The organism is Rodentibacter haemolyticus (assembly GCF_015356115.1).
Classification (GTDB): Bacteria; Pseudomonadota; Gammaproteobacteria; order Enterobacterales; family Pasteurellaceae; genus Rodentibacter; species Rodentibacter haemolyticus.
Genome location: NZ_CP063056.1, coordinates 1,712,838 through 1,728,678, shown reverse-complemented (window position 1 = coordinate 1,728,678; position 15,841 = coordinate 1,712,838). Strand labels below are relative to the sequence as shown.

General features: G+C 43.5%; 10 protein-coding genes, 1 tRNA gene and 1 pseudogene. 6 read left to right on the top strand and 6 right to left on the bottom strand.

Going from position 1 to position 15,841, the window contains the following annotated elements; translation table 11 throughout:
* Positions 1-147: 147 nt before the first annotated feature.
* From IHV77_RS08220 to IHV77_RS08200, 5 genes are read left to right on the top strand one after another with little or no spacing between them, the layout of a single operon-like run.
* The gene (locus IHV77_RS08220) at positions 148-792 is read left to right on the top strand and encodes a sugar O-acetyltransferase (protein ID WP_194811492.1); all 645 of its coding nucleotides are present in this window, start codon (positions 148-150) and stop codon (positions 790-792) included.
* A gap of 1 nt (position 793) precedes the next feature.
* Positions 794-1,849 (top strand): alpha/beta hydrolase, encoded by a 1,056-nt coding sequence (locus IHV77_RS08215; protein ID WP_194811491.1) that lies wholly within the window; start codon positions 794-796, stop codon positions 1,847-1,849.
* Between the two features lie 20 nt (positions 1,850-1,869).
* Complete coding sequence (locus tag IHV77_RS08210; protein WP_194811490.1) at positions 1,870-2,853, top strand: NmrA family NAD(P)-binding protein; 984 nt, start codon at positions 1,870-1,872, stop codon at positions 2,851-2,853.
* A gap of 2 nt (positions 2,854-2,855) precedes the next feature.
* Positions 2,856-3,119 (top strand): maltose acetyltransferase domain-containing protein, encoded by a 264-nt coding sequence (locus tag IHV77_RS12065; protein WP_408635264.1) that lies wholly within the window; start codon positions 2,856-2,858, stop codon positions 3,117-3,119.
* A complete protein-coding gene (locus IHV77_RS08200; RefSeq protein WP_269902539.1) occupies positions 3,041-3,412 on the top strand; it encodes a sugar O-acetyltransferase in 372 nt (123 codons plus the stop codon). Before IHV77_RS12065 ends, IHV77_RS08200 begins: the two co-directional genes overlap by 79 nt.
* A 151-nt stretch (positions 3,413-3,563) precedes the next feature.
* Here the strand turns inward: IHV77_RS08200 and dusC are convergent.
* The 5 genes and pseudogenes from dusC to dauA all read right to left on the bottom strand — a co-directional run.
* Positions 3,564-4,487: pseudogene (gene dusC / locus IHV77_RS08195) on the bottom strand (tRNA dihydrouridine(16) synthase DusC); the annotation flags it as partial.
* A gap of 3 nt (positions 4,488-4,490) precedes the next feature.
* Positions 4,491-5,360 (bottom strand): co-chaperone DjlA, encoded by an 870-nt coding sequence (djlA, locus tag IHV77_RS08190; protein WP_194811487.1) that lies wholly within the window; start codon positions 5,358-5,360, stop codon positions 4,491-4,493.
* 104 nt (positions 5,361-5,464) lie between these two features.
* A complete protein-coding gene (gene pyrE, locus IHV77_RS08185; protein ID WP_194811486.1) occupies positions 5,465-6,106 on the bottom strand; it encodes an orotate phosphoribosyltransferase in 642 nt (213 codons plus the stop codon).
* Between the two features lie 9 nt (positions 6,107-6,115).
* Entirely contained in the window at positions 6,116-6,832 is a 717-nt protein-coding gene (gene rph, locus IHV77_RS08180; protein WP_194811485.1) for a ribonuclease PH, read from the bottom strand.
* A gap of 60 nt (positions 6,833-6,892) precedes the next feature.
* A complete protein-coding gene (gene dauA / locus IHV77_RS08175; RefSeq protein ID WP_194811484.1) occupies positions 6,893-8,635 on the bottom strand; it encodes a C4-dicarboxylic acid transporter DauA in 1,743 nt (580 codons plus the stop codon).
* A 125-nt stretch (positions 8,636-8,760) separates the two neighbouring features.
* Here dauA and IHV77_RS08170 point away from each other — a divergent pair.
* Positions 8,761-8,850 (top strand) — tRNA-Ser (locus IHV77_RS08170).
* 251 nt (positions 8,851-9,101) lie between these two features.
* On the opposite strand, the gene IHV77_RS08165 is transcribed toward IHV77_RS08170, so the two are convergent.
* Positions 9,102-15,485: a calcium-binding protein gene (locus tag IHV77_RS08165; RefSeq protein ID WP_194811483.1), complete on the bottom strand. Its 6,384-nt coding sequence runs from the start codon at positions 15,483-15,485 to the stop codon at positions 9,102-9,104.
* Positions 15,486-15,841 lie beyond the last annotated feature (356 nt).

The window sequence follows — 15,841 nt, the reverse complement described above, 5'->3', positions numbered from 1 at the left end:
CGTCTTTCTCATTTCAGTAAAGAGCGGTGGATTTTAGCAAATTTTTTTGCAAAACTCTAATCATTAGAGCTTTACTTGCTGCAATTATTTAAGTTAAAATTTTGTCACTTTTATTATTAGAGTAACAAGAGTAAAGGAAACCTACCTATGAGCGAAAAACAAAAAATGCTGTCTGGCGAATTGTACAATCCATTTCTGCCAGAGCTGAACGATATCAACGAGCAGGCACAGGAATTGCTGTATAAAATCAACCACTTACACCCATCACAAAAAGAACAGAAAATTGCTTTATTTCAGCAATTATTCCAAACCGAACGCAATGATTTCAGGATAGAACTGCCATTTCGTTGTGATTACGGCATTAATATCAAATTGGGTAAAAATTTTTTCGCCAATTACAACTGTACCATTTTGGACGGTGCAACCATTACCATTGGTGAGAATGTGATGTTCGCTCCGAATGTTTCATTGCTTGGCGTTACCCACCCCGTTGACCCCAAATACCGTCGCCGTGGCGTGTTTTCTCTGCCGATTACCATTGGCGATAATGTGTGGATTGGTGCAAATAGCGTAGTGATGCCGAATGTAAAAATTGGCAATAACGTGGTGATTGGTGCAGGTAGTGTAGTCACCAAAGATATTCCTGATAATTGCATTGCGGTGGGTAATCCTTGCCGAGTGCTTCGTGAACTAAATGACGATGACAAGATTTATTATTACAAAGATCGCAAATTTTCTGATGAATTTCATCAATATATTGAAGAATTTTGGGCAAATGAAGAAGGTCGTTAAAATGAAAAAATATCTTATCGCGACATTATTTATTGCGATGGCATTAAGTGCCAATGCCATAAATTATCAATCAGCACATTTGCTTGCCCCTGAATACAAGCAAGCCACCATTCAAGCCAATGAATTTAGTAAAAATTTAAGCGGGCAATTACAAGCCTTGAGCAATGATCCCACCGCTTTAAAACAAGCCTTTGGGCAATTTAACGCCCAACTGCTAGCCAAAGCGGAAGCTGATCCTATTAAACCAAGCAGTCAATTAACCGCACCAGCACAGTACGAACAGCCTGCGGTGAATTTATATGTCTTTGAACCTAAAAATAAAAAAGCCAGCTCTCCAGTTATTTATTTTATGCACGGCGGCGGTTATTTGATTGGCAATGCACGGCAGCAAAATGCCAGTTTATTTGAATTAGCCAATAGCACAGGGGCGGTGGTGGTCAGTGTGGAATATCGTTTGGCAACGGTTTCGCCTTACCCTGCCGATATTGATGACGCTTATCACGGATTGACTTATCTATTTGATAATGCCGATAAATTGGGCTTTGATAAGCAGAATATTATTCTGATGGGCGAAAGTGCCGGCGGTGGCTTAACGGCACGTTTAGCGCTAAAGGTGCGAGATTTAGGTAAATATGTTCCCAAAGGTCAAGTGCTGATTTATCCAATGCTGGATTACCGCACAGGCACAAATCAATCGCTATACCCTAATGCGTATGCAGGAGAATTTATGTGGACGGCTGAATTTAACCGCATTGGCTGGCAAATATTGCAAGGTGGACAACATATTCCTAACAATGAATTACCGTATTATTCAGCCAGCCTAGCAAAAAACTTAAAAAATTTACCACGCACTTTTATAGTGGTTGGTAGTTTAGATTTGTTTGTGAACGAGAATTTAGAGTACGCCAACCGCTTGATACAAGCGGGAGTACCTACCGATTTACAAGTCATCAATGGCGTACCGCACGGATTTTTTGAAATTGTCCCAAACTCACCACAAACGCACAATTACAAAACTATTCGTAATCAGGTAATTGCCAGAATGTTAAATGAGTAACTATTGAAGGAGTACATAAAATGAGCAAAATTTTAATTACAGGTGCAGGTGGTGCAGTAGGTTCAGTCAGCGATTTAATCATCAAGCATTTGGTCGAGAAAGGTCACGATGTGCGTGCTTTTATGCGTCCAACCAACAAAAAAGATAAAGACATTGCAGCAATGGGTGTGGAAGTATTCAAAGGCGATTTGCTGAATTTGCACGACGTGGCGAAAGCGGTGGAAGGCGTGGATATTGTTTATTTCAGTATGAGCCTGAACCCATACTACGCTGATGCCTATATCATTATGATGGAAGCCTGCCGCCGACAAGGTAACATTAAGGCATTAATTAACCTGTCTGAATACGAGCAAACTTTTATGGGCTACGATGAAATGGTGCAAGAACCGACCGCTCGCACCATGTTTTTAGGCGGTGGCGTGAGCGACTGGTCGCCGCAACAGCGTGCGCATTGGGTCAGCGAGCGAGCGTTGGAGTGGTCGGACTTGCCGTATGTGAATATTCACGCCAATGTGTTTGTGGAAAACCCGATTTTTAGCTGGTTCTCGCTCGGCACGATTGTGCAAGAACGTGCGTTTGAAGTGCCGTTCAACGATGAAAAAATGGCACCCATTTCCGCCCCAGACTTAGCCGAAGCGGTGGCAAATATTATGGATAATGTAGAAGTTCATATTAGTAAATCTTATGCGTTAACGGGCGATGAACTGGTTTCAATGGCGGATTTGGCACAAATGTACAGCGACATTTTTGGCTTTGAGGTGCAATATCGCTATCTGGATAAAGACCAATGGGCGGAAAAATATCTCGGCATTTTGCGTGACAATAACCAATTACACACCGAAGCCCATTTAAAACAGTTGCTAAAATTGCTTACCAGTCCAAAATATAACAGCCACACCACCGATACCTTGGCAACATTATTAGGACACAAGCCAAAAGGCATTCGCTATGCGTTGGAAAATCTGCCACGCATTGTCGAAATTAAGCAACAATTAGCAGGGTAAATATGATGACAGAATACGAAAAAATGGTTGCTGGTGAGCTGTATAACCCAATGCACCCTGATTTGATCGAAATGCGAGTGAAGGCCCGGGATTTGACCTACGACTTCAACCAAACCCGTTTGCGAGACATCGAAAAACGCACGCAGATTTTGAAATCACTTTCGGTAGCACGGGCAATTGGGTCTATGTGGAAACGGGCTTGCAAGTGGATTACGGTTGCAATATTCACGTTGGCGAGAACTTTTTTACCAACTTCAATTGTGTGATTTTGGATGTTGCCCCCGTACGAATCGGCGATAACTGCTTGCTCGTCCCCAATGTGCAAATCTTAACCGCCACCCATCCTGTGAGTGCGAAAGCAAGAATTTCAGGCTCAGAAACTGGCAAAGCGGTGACGATTGGCGATAATTGCTGGATCGGGGCAGGGGCAATCATTAACCTCGGAGTGACACTCGGCAATAACGTAGTCGTCGCATCGGGGGCGGTGGTAACCAAATCCTTTGATGATAACGTGCTTATTGGTGGCTGTCCTGCACGAGTAATAAAAACATTGGAATAATTAGAAGTGCAACCGGTTGTAAATTGAAGATTTACGACCGCTTGTTGGTTATCAACTGTAAATACAGTTATTCAAGAACTTCAGATAACTGCCGGTTATAAAAATCTTCTAAAAAACAACCGCACTTTGCTCTTCTATATTCATCCATTTGATGTAACCTTTCCCTTAAATCTCCTGCTGTTTGGCAGGTTTTGATCTTTTCAAATACGGTACTGGCTTCATCATATTCTTTATTTAAATAGCGTAGCCACTGCTTAATTCTCGCAACATGATAAAAACCGGAATCGTGAAAATTTTCCATTTCGGCATATTTTTGTAAAATTTTCCGAACTCCCGACCAAGGCATTTTCGGTAAATTTGATTTTAAAACGTGGCTTAAATTCGGTATGTTTAATGCGCCACGCCCTACCATTAAATCTTGGCAGCCGGTTCGAGCAAGACAATTTTGTCCGTCTTGCCAATGCCAAATTTCGCCATTGGCAATCACCGGAATGGATAAACGTTCACGAATCTCGCCAATTTTCTCCCAATTAATGCGATCCGAGCGATAACCATCGGTTTTAGTACGTCCGTGAACAGTGATCTCCGTTGCACCGCCTTGCGCTACGGCATCGGCAATTTCAAAGGCTTGAGAAATATCGTCCCAGCCTAACCGCACTTTCACACTTACCGGCTGGGGGTTAGGTACTGCTTGGCGCAAGGCATAGGTGGCTCGGTAAATTAATTCGGGCTGTTTGAGCAATGCCGCCCCTCCATTGCTACCATTTACCGTTTTAGAAGGGCAACCGCAGTTTAAATCAATGCCATGAGAACCAAGTTCAATAGCTCGAAGCGCATTTTCTGCCAAACAATCAGGATGTTGTCCCAACAATTGCACCCGCACAGGAGTGCCGGAGGGAGTAAGCCCCTGATTTTTCAATTCAGGGCACAAACGATAAAACACTTTTTCAGGAAGAAGTTGATCGACTACGCGGATAAATTCCGTAATGCATAAATCGTACTCGTTCACTTCGGTAAGAAGCCGGCGTACGAAAGGATCCAGTACGCCCTGCATTGGAGCAAGAATTACCCGCACTGTTTATTTCCAGCCTTTTACTTTACAAATTAAGTCGTAAGCCGCTTGGATTTGCTGTGCTTTTTCTTTTGCCATTTCCATCATTTCCGGTGGCAAACCTTTTGCCACAAGTTTATCCGGATGATGTTCGTTCATTAAACGGCGATAAGCACGTTTCACCGTATTGCGATCATCGGATTCACTCACACCTAATACTTTATAAGCATCATTTAAAGTCGGTCCGGAAGATTGCTGATACGCGCCACCACGTTGTTGATATTCATAACCACTGTGCTGTTGATACGCGCCTTGTTGATATTGTCGATAGAAACCGCCTTGTGCAAAAGCCCGAGCCGCGGTTTCCATTGCAAGCATTTGCTCGAATTGCATACGTGATAAACCCAGTTCTTCGGCAATCACATAAAGCACCTCTTTTTCAGCGTCGTGAAGCTGAGAATCAGCAAATGCCGCCTGCACTTGCACATGTAAAAACATACGCAATAAATCGGCTCGTTGTCCGCATCCGATACGAAACTCACGAATCACTTGTCGTATAGGAAAATCTGCCTCTTTGCCTCGGCGAAAAGCCTCTTGAGCCAGTTTACGACCATTATCATCCAACTTCATTTGTGCCATCAATTGGCTGGCAAGTTGAATATCTTCTTCCGTCACACGGCCTTTGGATTTGCTCAAATGCCCAAGTACGGCGAAGGTGGTCTGCATAAATAAATCTTGGCGTGTCGTTTTACGTTTAAAAAAACTGGAATTTACCGCACCAAGTTCATATAGCTTTTTATCTGCAATAGAACCTAAGATCAGCCCCGCAATGGCGCCGAAGAAACCGCCCATTTTCCAGCCGATAAACACACCTAAAATTTTTCCAATAAAATTCATTCTTTCCTCTGATTACTTAAAGTGCGGTTATTTTTTTGAATATTTTTAACCCTAAATATAGAACGTATCATCGTAAATGGTGATAAAGATCCATTTATCAAGTTTTACACCCCAAACTCTGCACGATAAGCAACCATTTCTGCCAAATGACGACTATATCTCTGATCTTGTTCAATAAATTGCATTAAATCATCCAGATCAATAATAGATAATACTTGACATTGATAATCACGTTCTACTTCTTGAATAGCTGAAAGCTCACCTTTACCGCGTTCTTTTCGATTTAACGCAATTAATACGGCAGCAAGTTCTGCCTTATTTTCACTGATAAGTGCCATTGATTCACGGATTGCCGTGCCGGCGGTGATCACATCATCAACCAACAACACTTTCCCCTGCAATGGGCTACCGATTAAATTTCCACCTTCACCGTGATCTTTTACTTCTTTGCGGTTAAAGCAGACGGGTTTATCAATGTGATATCGGTTAAATAATGCCACAGAAACGGTTGTTCCAATAGGAATGCCTTTATAAGCAGGGCCAAAAACAACGTCAAAATCGACCGCACTTGCTTGAATTGCGGCTGCATAAAATTCCCCTAAGCGGGCTAAATCCGCACCGGTATTAAATAGCCCTGCATTGAAAAAATACGGGCTTTTACGTCCTGATTTCAAAGTAAATTCACCAAATTTCAAGACGTTACGACTTAAAGCAAATTCAATAAAATCACGTTTATATTGTTCCATTTTTAACCCTTAAATCCCCAATGCCTCACGTTGCGCTGCAAAAATTTGATGGCAGCCCTGTTTCGCTAAATCAAGTAATGTTAGTAATTCTTCATGACTGAATGGTTCTCCTTCCGCCGTACCTTGCACTTCAATCATACGACCGTCTTCCATCATCACCACATTCATATCGGTTTGTGCCGCAGAATCTTCTACATATTCCAAATCACATACGGCTTTCCCTTCCACAATGCCAACAGAGATGGCAGAAACCAAACCTTTGATAGGATTCGTTTTTAAGGTCCCGTTTTCGATTAAACCATTAATCGCATCACATAATGCAACAGCCGCCCCTGTGATAGATGCCGTGCGTGTGCCGCCATCTGCTTGGATAACATCACAATCAAGAGTAATTGCACGCTCACCAAGCGCTTTTAAATCCACCATGGCACGTAACGAGCGGGCAATTAAACGTTGAATTTCCATCGTGCGCCCGCCTTGTTTCCCTTTTGCCGCTTCACGCTGCATACGGCTATGGGTCGAGCGCGGCAACATACCGTATTCTGCTGTCACCCAACCTTGATTTTGCCCTTTTAAAAAACGCGGCACGGAATCTTCCACCGTTGCCGTGCAAAGCACTTTGGTATCGCCAAATTCGACTAAAACAGAACCTTCGGCGTGTTTGGTGTAATGACGGGTGATTTTTATTTGACGGGGTTGATTATTTTCTCGATTATTCGGACGCATAAAAAATTCCTTGATATGTAAATAAAAAAGCGCATCATTCTAGCACGCTTTTGTTTTTCCTTATGAATGAGATTGTACAAAATTTCTGATTTTATCGAAGGTTTCCGATAAATACGAAGAAAAATTAATCTTTTGTATTTCAGGTATGGTATTTGATTTCACCAGCATTCTGAGCGGTTGGAACTGCATATTACAAAGATAAAGCTGTTGATGTGGCAACATATGCTGCACAAATCGCGTAAGTGCATGAATGCCGCCGGCATCCAACACGGTCACCGCATCACATTGCAACACAATATGCTTGATTTCGTGATCCGTATGCACGGTTTTATCATGAAGATCCGAAAATAATTTATCTGCGGCGGCAAAAAATAATGGTCCGCTGATACGGTAAACCAATACGTTATCCAAATATTCCGGAGCATTATGTTCAATGGCTTTTGTCATCTCTGCAATCGTACGAATAAACAATAAACTTGCCAGTAATACCCCCACGCTGATAGCAATCACCATATCAAATAATACGGTTAAAATCAGGCAAGTGAACAACACTGTTATTTCATTTTTACCGGAACGGCGTGCAAGGTGAATAATTTCATTCACGCTTGCCATATTCCACGCTACCACTAAAAGCAATGCCGCCATAGAAGGAAGCGGTAAATAAGACAGCGCCTGCGCAAATAAAAGTAACGCAAATAAAACTAAAAGCGCGTGAACAACGCTGGCAATCGGTGAAACCGCACCGGATTTCACATTCGCAGCAGAACGCGCAATTGCCGCCGTTGCCGTAATCCCGCCAAAGAAAGGGGAAACAAGATTGCCTAACCCCTGTGCAAGCAATTCATTATTGGAATGGTGTTTGGTATCCGTCATATTATCAAGCACGACTGCACATAATAAAGATTCAATCGCCCCCAATACCGCCATTGAAAAAGCAGCCGGCAATAAGGCTTGCAAACTCTCAAAATCCCATTGAATAAGCTCTCCCTGCGCATTAGGAATATTCCAAGGTAATGCAAAATCAGGTAATACATTTGGAATTCCCCGTCCTATAGAGCCGTCAGGTAAAGCATATTGGAAAGCGGAACCAATGGTTGCAACCTCAAAGCCAAAATACTGAAACAATAAAGCCAAAGCAGTTCCTATCATCACCGCAGGTAAATGACCCGGAATTGCAAGCCGAAATTTACGCCATTGTGTTAATACCAATAAAGTAACCAATCCCACGGCGGTATCCGCCCAATTGACAGTTGGAAGTGCGGTCAAAATTGCGTGAATTTTTTCCGGATAGTGGGCCGGCATTTTTTCAATACTGAGTCCAAGAAAATCTTTAATTTGTAAGGTACCGATAGTAATCCCAATTCCGCAAGTAAACCCCAACGTTACCGGCAAAGGAATGTATTCAATTAATCGCCCAAGCCGAAACAATGCCATTAAAATTAAAATCACGCCGGAGAGCAACGTCGCCATCAATAAACCACTCAACCCAAATTGCTGGGTAACGGGATACAAAATCACCACAAAAGCGGCGGTTGGCCCAGAGATATTGAATCGGGAACCTCCCGTAATTGCAATCACAATCCCTGCAATGATTGCGGTATAAAGTCCATGCTGTGGAGGAACGCCACTGGCAATCGCCAACGCCATAGAAAGCGGTATCGCAATTACCCCCACCGTTAAACCTGCGATAATATCCCGCATTAGTGATTTTTTCGTATAACCGGCGCGAAATGCATCTTTCAACGCACTAAAAGGTTTTACGGCTAAAAACACATTTTTAGAAAAGAATGATTTAATGTGCATAAAAAAACGACAAAAAATGAATAAAGAGTGGTTATTTTAGCGAAAATTTGAAAAGATTTTTATGTTCTAGCTCAAAAAACTTGACTAAGTTAGTGCAAATCTTTATAGTTTGCGCACCTCAGCACGGTGAGATGTCCGAGTGGTTGAAGGAGCACGCCTGGAAAGCGTGTATGTGCGAAAGTGCATCGGGGGTTCGAATCCCCCTCTCACCGCCAGATAGCTTGTCAAATAATGTCTTTCTTGTCAAAAAACAACGTAAAAACAACGATTTAATGCTTTTCTATTTGTTGTTTTCGTTCTTTGTTGTTTGTCTTTGTTTCCGTTTTTAACTCCCTAAATAACTCCCTAGCAATTTGGGGCATTTTTCGATAATTCTAAAATTGCATTCCATTTTGTCCATTACACCAATAAAAAAGCGATCCCTAATAGGGATCGCTTTTTCATCATAAATAGCAATGACTAATGCTTAAATAATATTGGTGATCGTATCATCAATATATAGCTTCGCTCCTTCTGTAGAAGTATAAAGCGTATAAGTATGCTCTTTACCATCTAATGCGGTATGAGTAACCTTTTCGGTGCCTTTTGTAAAGGTACCTTTCGTATCCACAGTATCGTTGCTATCACCGGAAATATACAATGGTGTAGAACCCGAATTCGCGAGCACATCTGATGCTTTTAAAACCACTTTCTGTGCGCCCGTAGCTGTCATATCAACCGCTTCAAATTCTCTTAAACCCTCCGGTTTACTAGTGCCCGCTCCAGAATATCCAGAATGTAGATTTACCGTTGTGCCGGTTCCACTAATCGCAATAGTATCAAAACCTTCTCCACCACGAATATCTGTTTGGTTACGCGCGGCATTGGTTTCATTGCCTTGATTATTGTATTCAACTGCACTATAGTCTTTTGTGAACTCAATCACATCATTGCCAGCACCGCCGGTAATTCTATAATAATGAGCATCAGTAGTATAACCTACATCACCCAAAATAATCTTATCGTTACCGGCACCACCATCAATAGAGCTATCTCCAACATGGGTATGATAAGTTGTGGTGAATTGTGCCTTACTTAAATCAATAGTGTCATTACCATCACCACCATAAATATGGGTCATACGTAAATCACTTGCTTCCACAACTAAATTATCATTGCCATCGCCAAGATCCGTGTGAACCCAGAATAAATCACCTTTGCCTCGATTTGGTTTCAAAATAACGGTGTCATCTCCAGTACCTGCTTGAATCCCCGTATATTGGATATTTCCGGCGCCTCTTTCCCCCATTGATAATTTATCATTCCCTTCACCAAGATCAATCTTGTTCCAGTTAGTTCTCTTACTTACATCATTCGCGGCAGCCGTATTGTAAAGTGCGCCGCCACCAATAATAACCGTATCATCACCCATTTCAAGATCAAGCTGATTATTCAGACCCATTAATTTTCCACGCACAGTTAACACATCGTTACCATCTCCTGTTTGGATAACTGAATTACTGGTTGCTGATGTAGAACGAAGGTTACCGTAAATATCAACTTTGTCTTCATCTGCTCCGGTATTAATTTTCGTACTAATGGCATTATTGGTAATAATAACTTTGTCTTTTCCTGCATTGGTATTAATCGTACCGCCGGTAATTGACATTTTGCCGCTAATATCATTAGCATTGGTTCCTTTACCTACAACGACAAGATCATCATCATTTCCGGTATTGATCTGTCCTTTTTCACCAATTTTATCGGCAGATAATGGATTTTTCTCTTTGATCTTGTCCACTACACGCTTAGTCGGATTATTCGGTACAGTTCGTCCGGTTATAATCACATTAGGATCAGTAACCGGTCTATCATCTTCATCTTTATCATCCGGCAAGTCTTTATCCGCCGGTTCATCTGAAGTGTCAGTATCTTCCTCCCAGTCAGTGGTATCTACCCAGTTGTTGCTATCTGTTGGTGGCGTGACTTCCGGTACTTGAATACCGTCCAGTTTACCTACTTCTTCCGTTAAGCCCGCTTTATCCGCATTATCATCCGGTAACGCTTTGATAGCGTTTTCCGCTGCCGCTTTTTTCGCCGCTGCTTCATCCGCTTTCGCTTGTAAATCCGCTTTTTCTTCCGCGGTGATGTTGCCGTCTTCGTTCGCTTTCGCTAAGGCGTCTTTCGCCGCTTTATCTGCCGCTTTCGCTTCTTCCAAGGCAAGTTTTGCGTCTTTTGCCGGATCTTCTTGTGGCGTGACCTCCGGTACTTGAATACCGTCCAGTTTACCTACTTCTTCCGTTAAGCCCGCTTTATCCGCATTATCATCCGGTAAAGCTTTAATAGCGTTTTCCGCTGCCGCTTTTTTCGCCGCTGCTTCATCCGCTTTCGCTTGTAAATCCGCTTTTTCTGTTTCAGTAATTTTACCGTCTTCGTTCGCTTTCGCTAAGGCATCCTTCGCCGCTTTATCTGCCGCTTTCGCTTCTTCCAAGGCGAGTTTTGCGTCTTTTGCCGGATCTTCTTGTGGCGTGACCTCCGGTACTTGAATACCGTCCAGTTTACCTACTTCTTCCGTTAAACCCGCTTTATCCGCATTATCATCCGGTAAAGCTTTAATAGCGTTTTCCGCTGCCGCTTTTTTCGCCGCTGCTTCATCCGCTTTCGCTTGTAAATCCGCTTTTTCTTCCGCGGTGATGTTGCCGTCTTCGTTCGCTTTCGCTAAGGCGTCTTTCGCCGCTTTATCTGCCGCTTTCGCTTCTTCCAAGGCAAGTTTTGCGTCTTTTGCCGGATCTTCTTGTGGCGTGACCTCCGGTACTTGAATACCGTCCAGTTTACCTACTTCTTCCGTTAAGCCCGCTTTATCCGCATTATCATCCGGTAAAGCTTTAATAGCGTTTTCCGCTGCCGCTTTTTTCGCCGCTGCTTCATCCGCTTTCGCTTGTAAATCCGCTTTTTCTGTTTCAGTAATTTTACCGTCTTCGTTCGCTTTCGCTAAGGCATCCTTCGCCGCTTTATCTGCCGCTTTCGCTTCTTCCAAGGCAAGTTTTGCGTCTTTTGCCGGATCTTCTTGTGGCGTGACCTCCGGTACTTGAATACCGTCCAGTTTACCTACTTCTTCCGTTAAGCCCGCTTTATCCGCATTATCATCCGGTAAAGCTTTAATAGCGTTTTCCGCTGCCGCTTTTTTCGCCGCTGCTTCATCCGCTTTCGCTTGTAAATCCGCTTTTTCTGTTTCAGTAATTTTACCGTCTTCGTTCGCTTTCGCTAAGGCATCCTTCGCCGCTTTATCTGCCGCTTTCGCTTCTTCCAAGGCGAGTTTTGCGTCTTTTGCCGGATCTTCTTGTGGCGTGACCTCCGGTACTTGAATACCGTCCAGTTTACCTACTTCTTCCGTTAAACCCGCTTTATCCGCATTATCATCCGGTAAAGCTTTAATAGCGTTTTCCGCTGCCGCTTTTTTCGCCGCTGCTTCATCCGCTTTCGCTTGTAAATCCGCTTTTTCTTCCGCGGTGATGTTGCCGTCTTCGTTCGCTTTCGCTAAGGCGTCTTTCGCCGCTTTATCTGCCGCTTTCGCTTCTTCCAAGGCAAGTTTTGCGTCTTTTGCCGGATCTTCTTGTGGCGTGACCTCCGGTACTTGAATACCGTCCAGTTTACCTACTTCTTCCGTTAAGCCCGCTTTATCCGCATTATCATCCGGTAAAGCTTTAATAGCGTTTTCCGCTGCCGCTTTTTTCGCCGCTGCTTCATCCGCTTTCGCTTGTAAATCCGCTTTTTCTGTTTCAGTAATTTTACCGTCTTCGTTCGCTTTCGCTAAGGCATCCTTCGCCGCTTTATCTGCCGCTTTCGCTTCTTCCAAGGCGAGTTTTGCGTCTTTTGCCGGATCTTCTTGTGGCGTGACCTCCGGTACTTGAATACCGTCCAGTTTACCTACTTCTTCCGTTAAACCCGCTTTATCCGCATTATCATCCGGTAAAGCTTTAATAGCGTTTTCCGCTGCCGCTTTTTTCGCCGCTGCTTCATCCGCTTTCGCTTGTAAATCCGCTTTTTCTTCCGCGGTGATGTTGCCGTCTTCGTTCGCTTTCGCTAAGGCGTCTTTCGCCGCTTTATCTGCCGCTTTCGCTTCTTCCAAGGCAAGTTTTGCGTCTTTTGCCGGATCTTCTTGTGGCGTGACCTCCGGTACTTGAATACCGTCCAGTTTACCTACTTCTTCCGTTAAGCCCGCTTTATCCGCATTATCATCCGGTAAAGCTTTAATAGCGTTTTCCGCTGCCGCTTTTTTCGCCGCTGCTTCATCCGCTTTCGCTTGTAAATCCGCTTTTTCTGTTTCAGTAATTTTACCGTCTTCGTTCGCTTTCGCTAAGGCATCCTTCGCCGCTTTATCTGCCGCTTTCGCTTCTTCCAAGGCAAGTTTTGCGTCTTTTGCCGGATCTTCTTGTGGCGTGACCTCCGGTACTTGAATACCGTCCAGTTTACCTACTTCTTCCGTTAAGCCCGCTTTATCCGCATTATCATCCGGTAAAGCTTTAATAGCGTTTTCCGCTGCCGCTTTTTTCGCCGCTGCTTCATCCGCTTTCGCTTGTAAATCCGCTTTTTCTGTTTCAGTAATTTTACCGTCTTCGTTCGCTTTCGCTAAGGCATCCTTCGCCGCTTTATCTGCCGCTTTCGCTTCTTCCAAGGCGAGTTTTGCGTCTTTTGCCGGATCTTCTTGTGGCGTGACCTCCGGTACTTGAATACCGTCCAGTTTACCTACTTCTTCCGTTAAACCCGCTTTATCCGCATTATCATCCGGTAAAGCTTTAATAGCGTTTTCCGCTGCCGCTTTTTTCGCCGCTGCTTCATCCGCTTTCGCTTGTAAATCCGCTTTTTCTTCCGCGGTGATGTTGCCGTCTTCGTTCGCTTTCGCTAAGGCGTCTTTCGCCGCTTTATCTGCCGCTTTCGCTTCTTCCAAGGCAAGTTTTGCGTCTTTTGCCGGATCTTCTTGTGGCGTGACCTCCGGTACTTGAATACCGTCCAGTTTACCTACTTCTTCCGTTAAGCCCGCTTTATCCGCATTATCATCCGGTAAAGCTTTAATAGCGTTTTCCGCTGCCGCTTTTTTCGCCGCTGCTTCATCCGCTTTCGCTTGTAAATCCGCTTTTTCTGTTTCAGTAATTTTACCGTCTTCGTTCGCTTTCGCTAAGGCATCCTTCGCCGCTTTATCTGCCGCTTTCGCTTCTTCCAAGGCGAGTTTTGCGTCTTTTGCCGGATCTTCTTGTGGCGTGACCTCCGGTACTTGAATACCGTCCAGTTTACCTACTTCTTCCGTTAAACCCGCTTTATCCGCATTATCATCCGGTAAAGCTTTAATAGCGTTTTCCGCTGCCGCTTTTTTCGCCGCTGCTTCATCCGCTTTCGCTTGTAAATCCGCTTTTTCTGTTTCAGTAATTTTACCGTCTTCGTTCGCTTTCGCTAAGGCATCCTTCGCCGCTTTATCTGCCGCTTTCGCTTCTTCCAAGGCAAGTTTTGCGTCTTTTGCCGGATCTTCTTGTGGCGTGACCTCCGGTACTTGAATACCGTCCAGTTTACCTACTTCTTCCGTTAAGCCCGCTTTATCCGCATTATCATCCGGTAAAGCTTTAATAGCGTTTTCCGCTGCCGCTTTTTTCGCCGCTGCTTCATCCGCTTTCGCTTGTAAATCCGCTTTTTCTGTTTCAGTAATTTTACCGTCTTCGTTCGCTTTCGCTAAGGCATCCTTCGCCGCTTTATCTGCCGCTTTCGCTTCTTCCAAGGCGAGTTTTGCGTCTTTTGCCGGATCTTCTTGTGGCGTGACCTCCGGTACTTGAATACCGTCCAGTTTACCCACTTCTTCCGTTAAGCCCGCTTTATCCGCATTATCATCCGGTAACGCTTTGATAGCGTTTTCCGCTGCCGCTTTTTTATCTGCCGCGTCTTTAGCTTTCGCTTGTAAATCCGCTTTTTCTGTTTCAGTAATTTTACCGTCTTCGTTCGCTTTCGCTAAGGCATCCTTCGCCGCTTTATCTGCCGCTTTCGCTTCTTCCAAGGCGAGTTTTGCGTCTTTTGCCGGATCTTCTTGTGGCGTGACCTCCGGTACTTGAATACCGTCCAGTTTACCCACTTCTTCCGTTAAGCCCGCTTTATCCGCATTATCATCCGGTAACGCTTTGATAGCGTTTTCCGCTGCCGCTTTTTTCGCCGTTGCTTCATCCGCTTTAGCTTGTAAATCCGCTTTTTCTTCCGCAGTGATGTTGCCGTCTTTTTGCGCTTCGGCTAAGGCATCCTTCGCCGCTTTATCTGCCGCTTTGGCCGCATCGATCGCTGTTTTAGCCACATTCAAGGCCTCATTATTATTCGTATTCGTATTGGAATCACTTCCAGAGGAACCACCAGACGAACTAGATGAACTTGCAACAAGCGCACCTAAACCAATGATCCCCAAACCGGCAAGCACCCACCCCCAATTCGGTAAAAACGGAACCACAAAAGCTTCGCCGCCAAGAACTTCAGCGGCGATAACGTTTTGCTGTAATGCAGCGATTGCATCGGCACTTTCACCTGTCTGCGGGAAATAAGCATAATAGGAATGATTCTCTGCTAAACCAATAACCGGGCTTAATTCATCATTACTATAGTAATCTTCAATAATTAAACTTGGTGAATTTTTTTCGTCTTCAAACGCTATTTCTAAATTATTGCCATTGCGTTTGGCAAAAATAGGTTGGGGAGCCAATTGTGTGGAATCATCAACCAATTCAAAGGAGATTTTCTCTAGCGGCTGTTTAACAACGGTAGCCGAACCTTTTTGAGTGGTAATTGCAACAGTTTGCAATGTTTTACCGTTCTCAGTATTGATTTTCAGGGTAATATTATTCATAAAAAATTCCTCCTTAATTTAGTGTATTTTTATGAACGATTAATGACTTTTTTCATAACTTAAAAAAAGTTAAAACTTACCCATTGTAAAAAAAAAAAAAAAAAAACAAGCCATAACTGCCTAATTTTTCATTTTTTTTCATAAAAATGTTTTGATTAAAAAATAGAAAAGAAAAAATGATATGTAATAAAATTAAGTCTTGCACAAACTTATCTGACTAAATTACTAGTAACTTGAAATTATACTAACAAGTACCCTTGTTCTTGCTATTTGCTATTTGCTATTTGCTATTTGCTATTTGCTATTTGCTATTTGCTATTTGCTATTTGCTATTTACAATTTTAAATATTGATAAA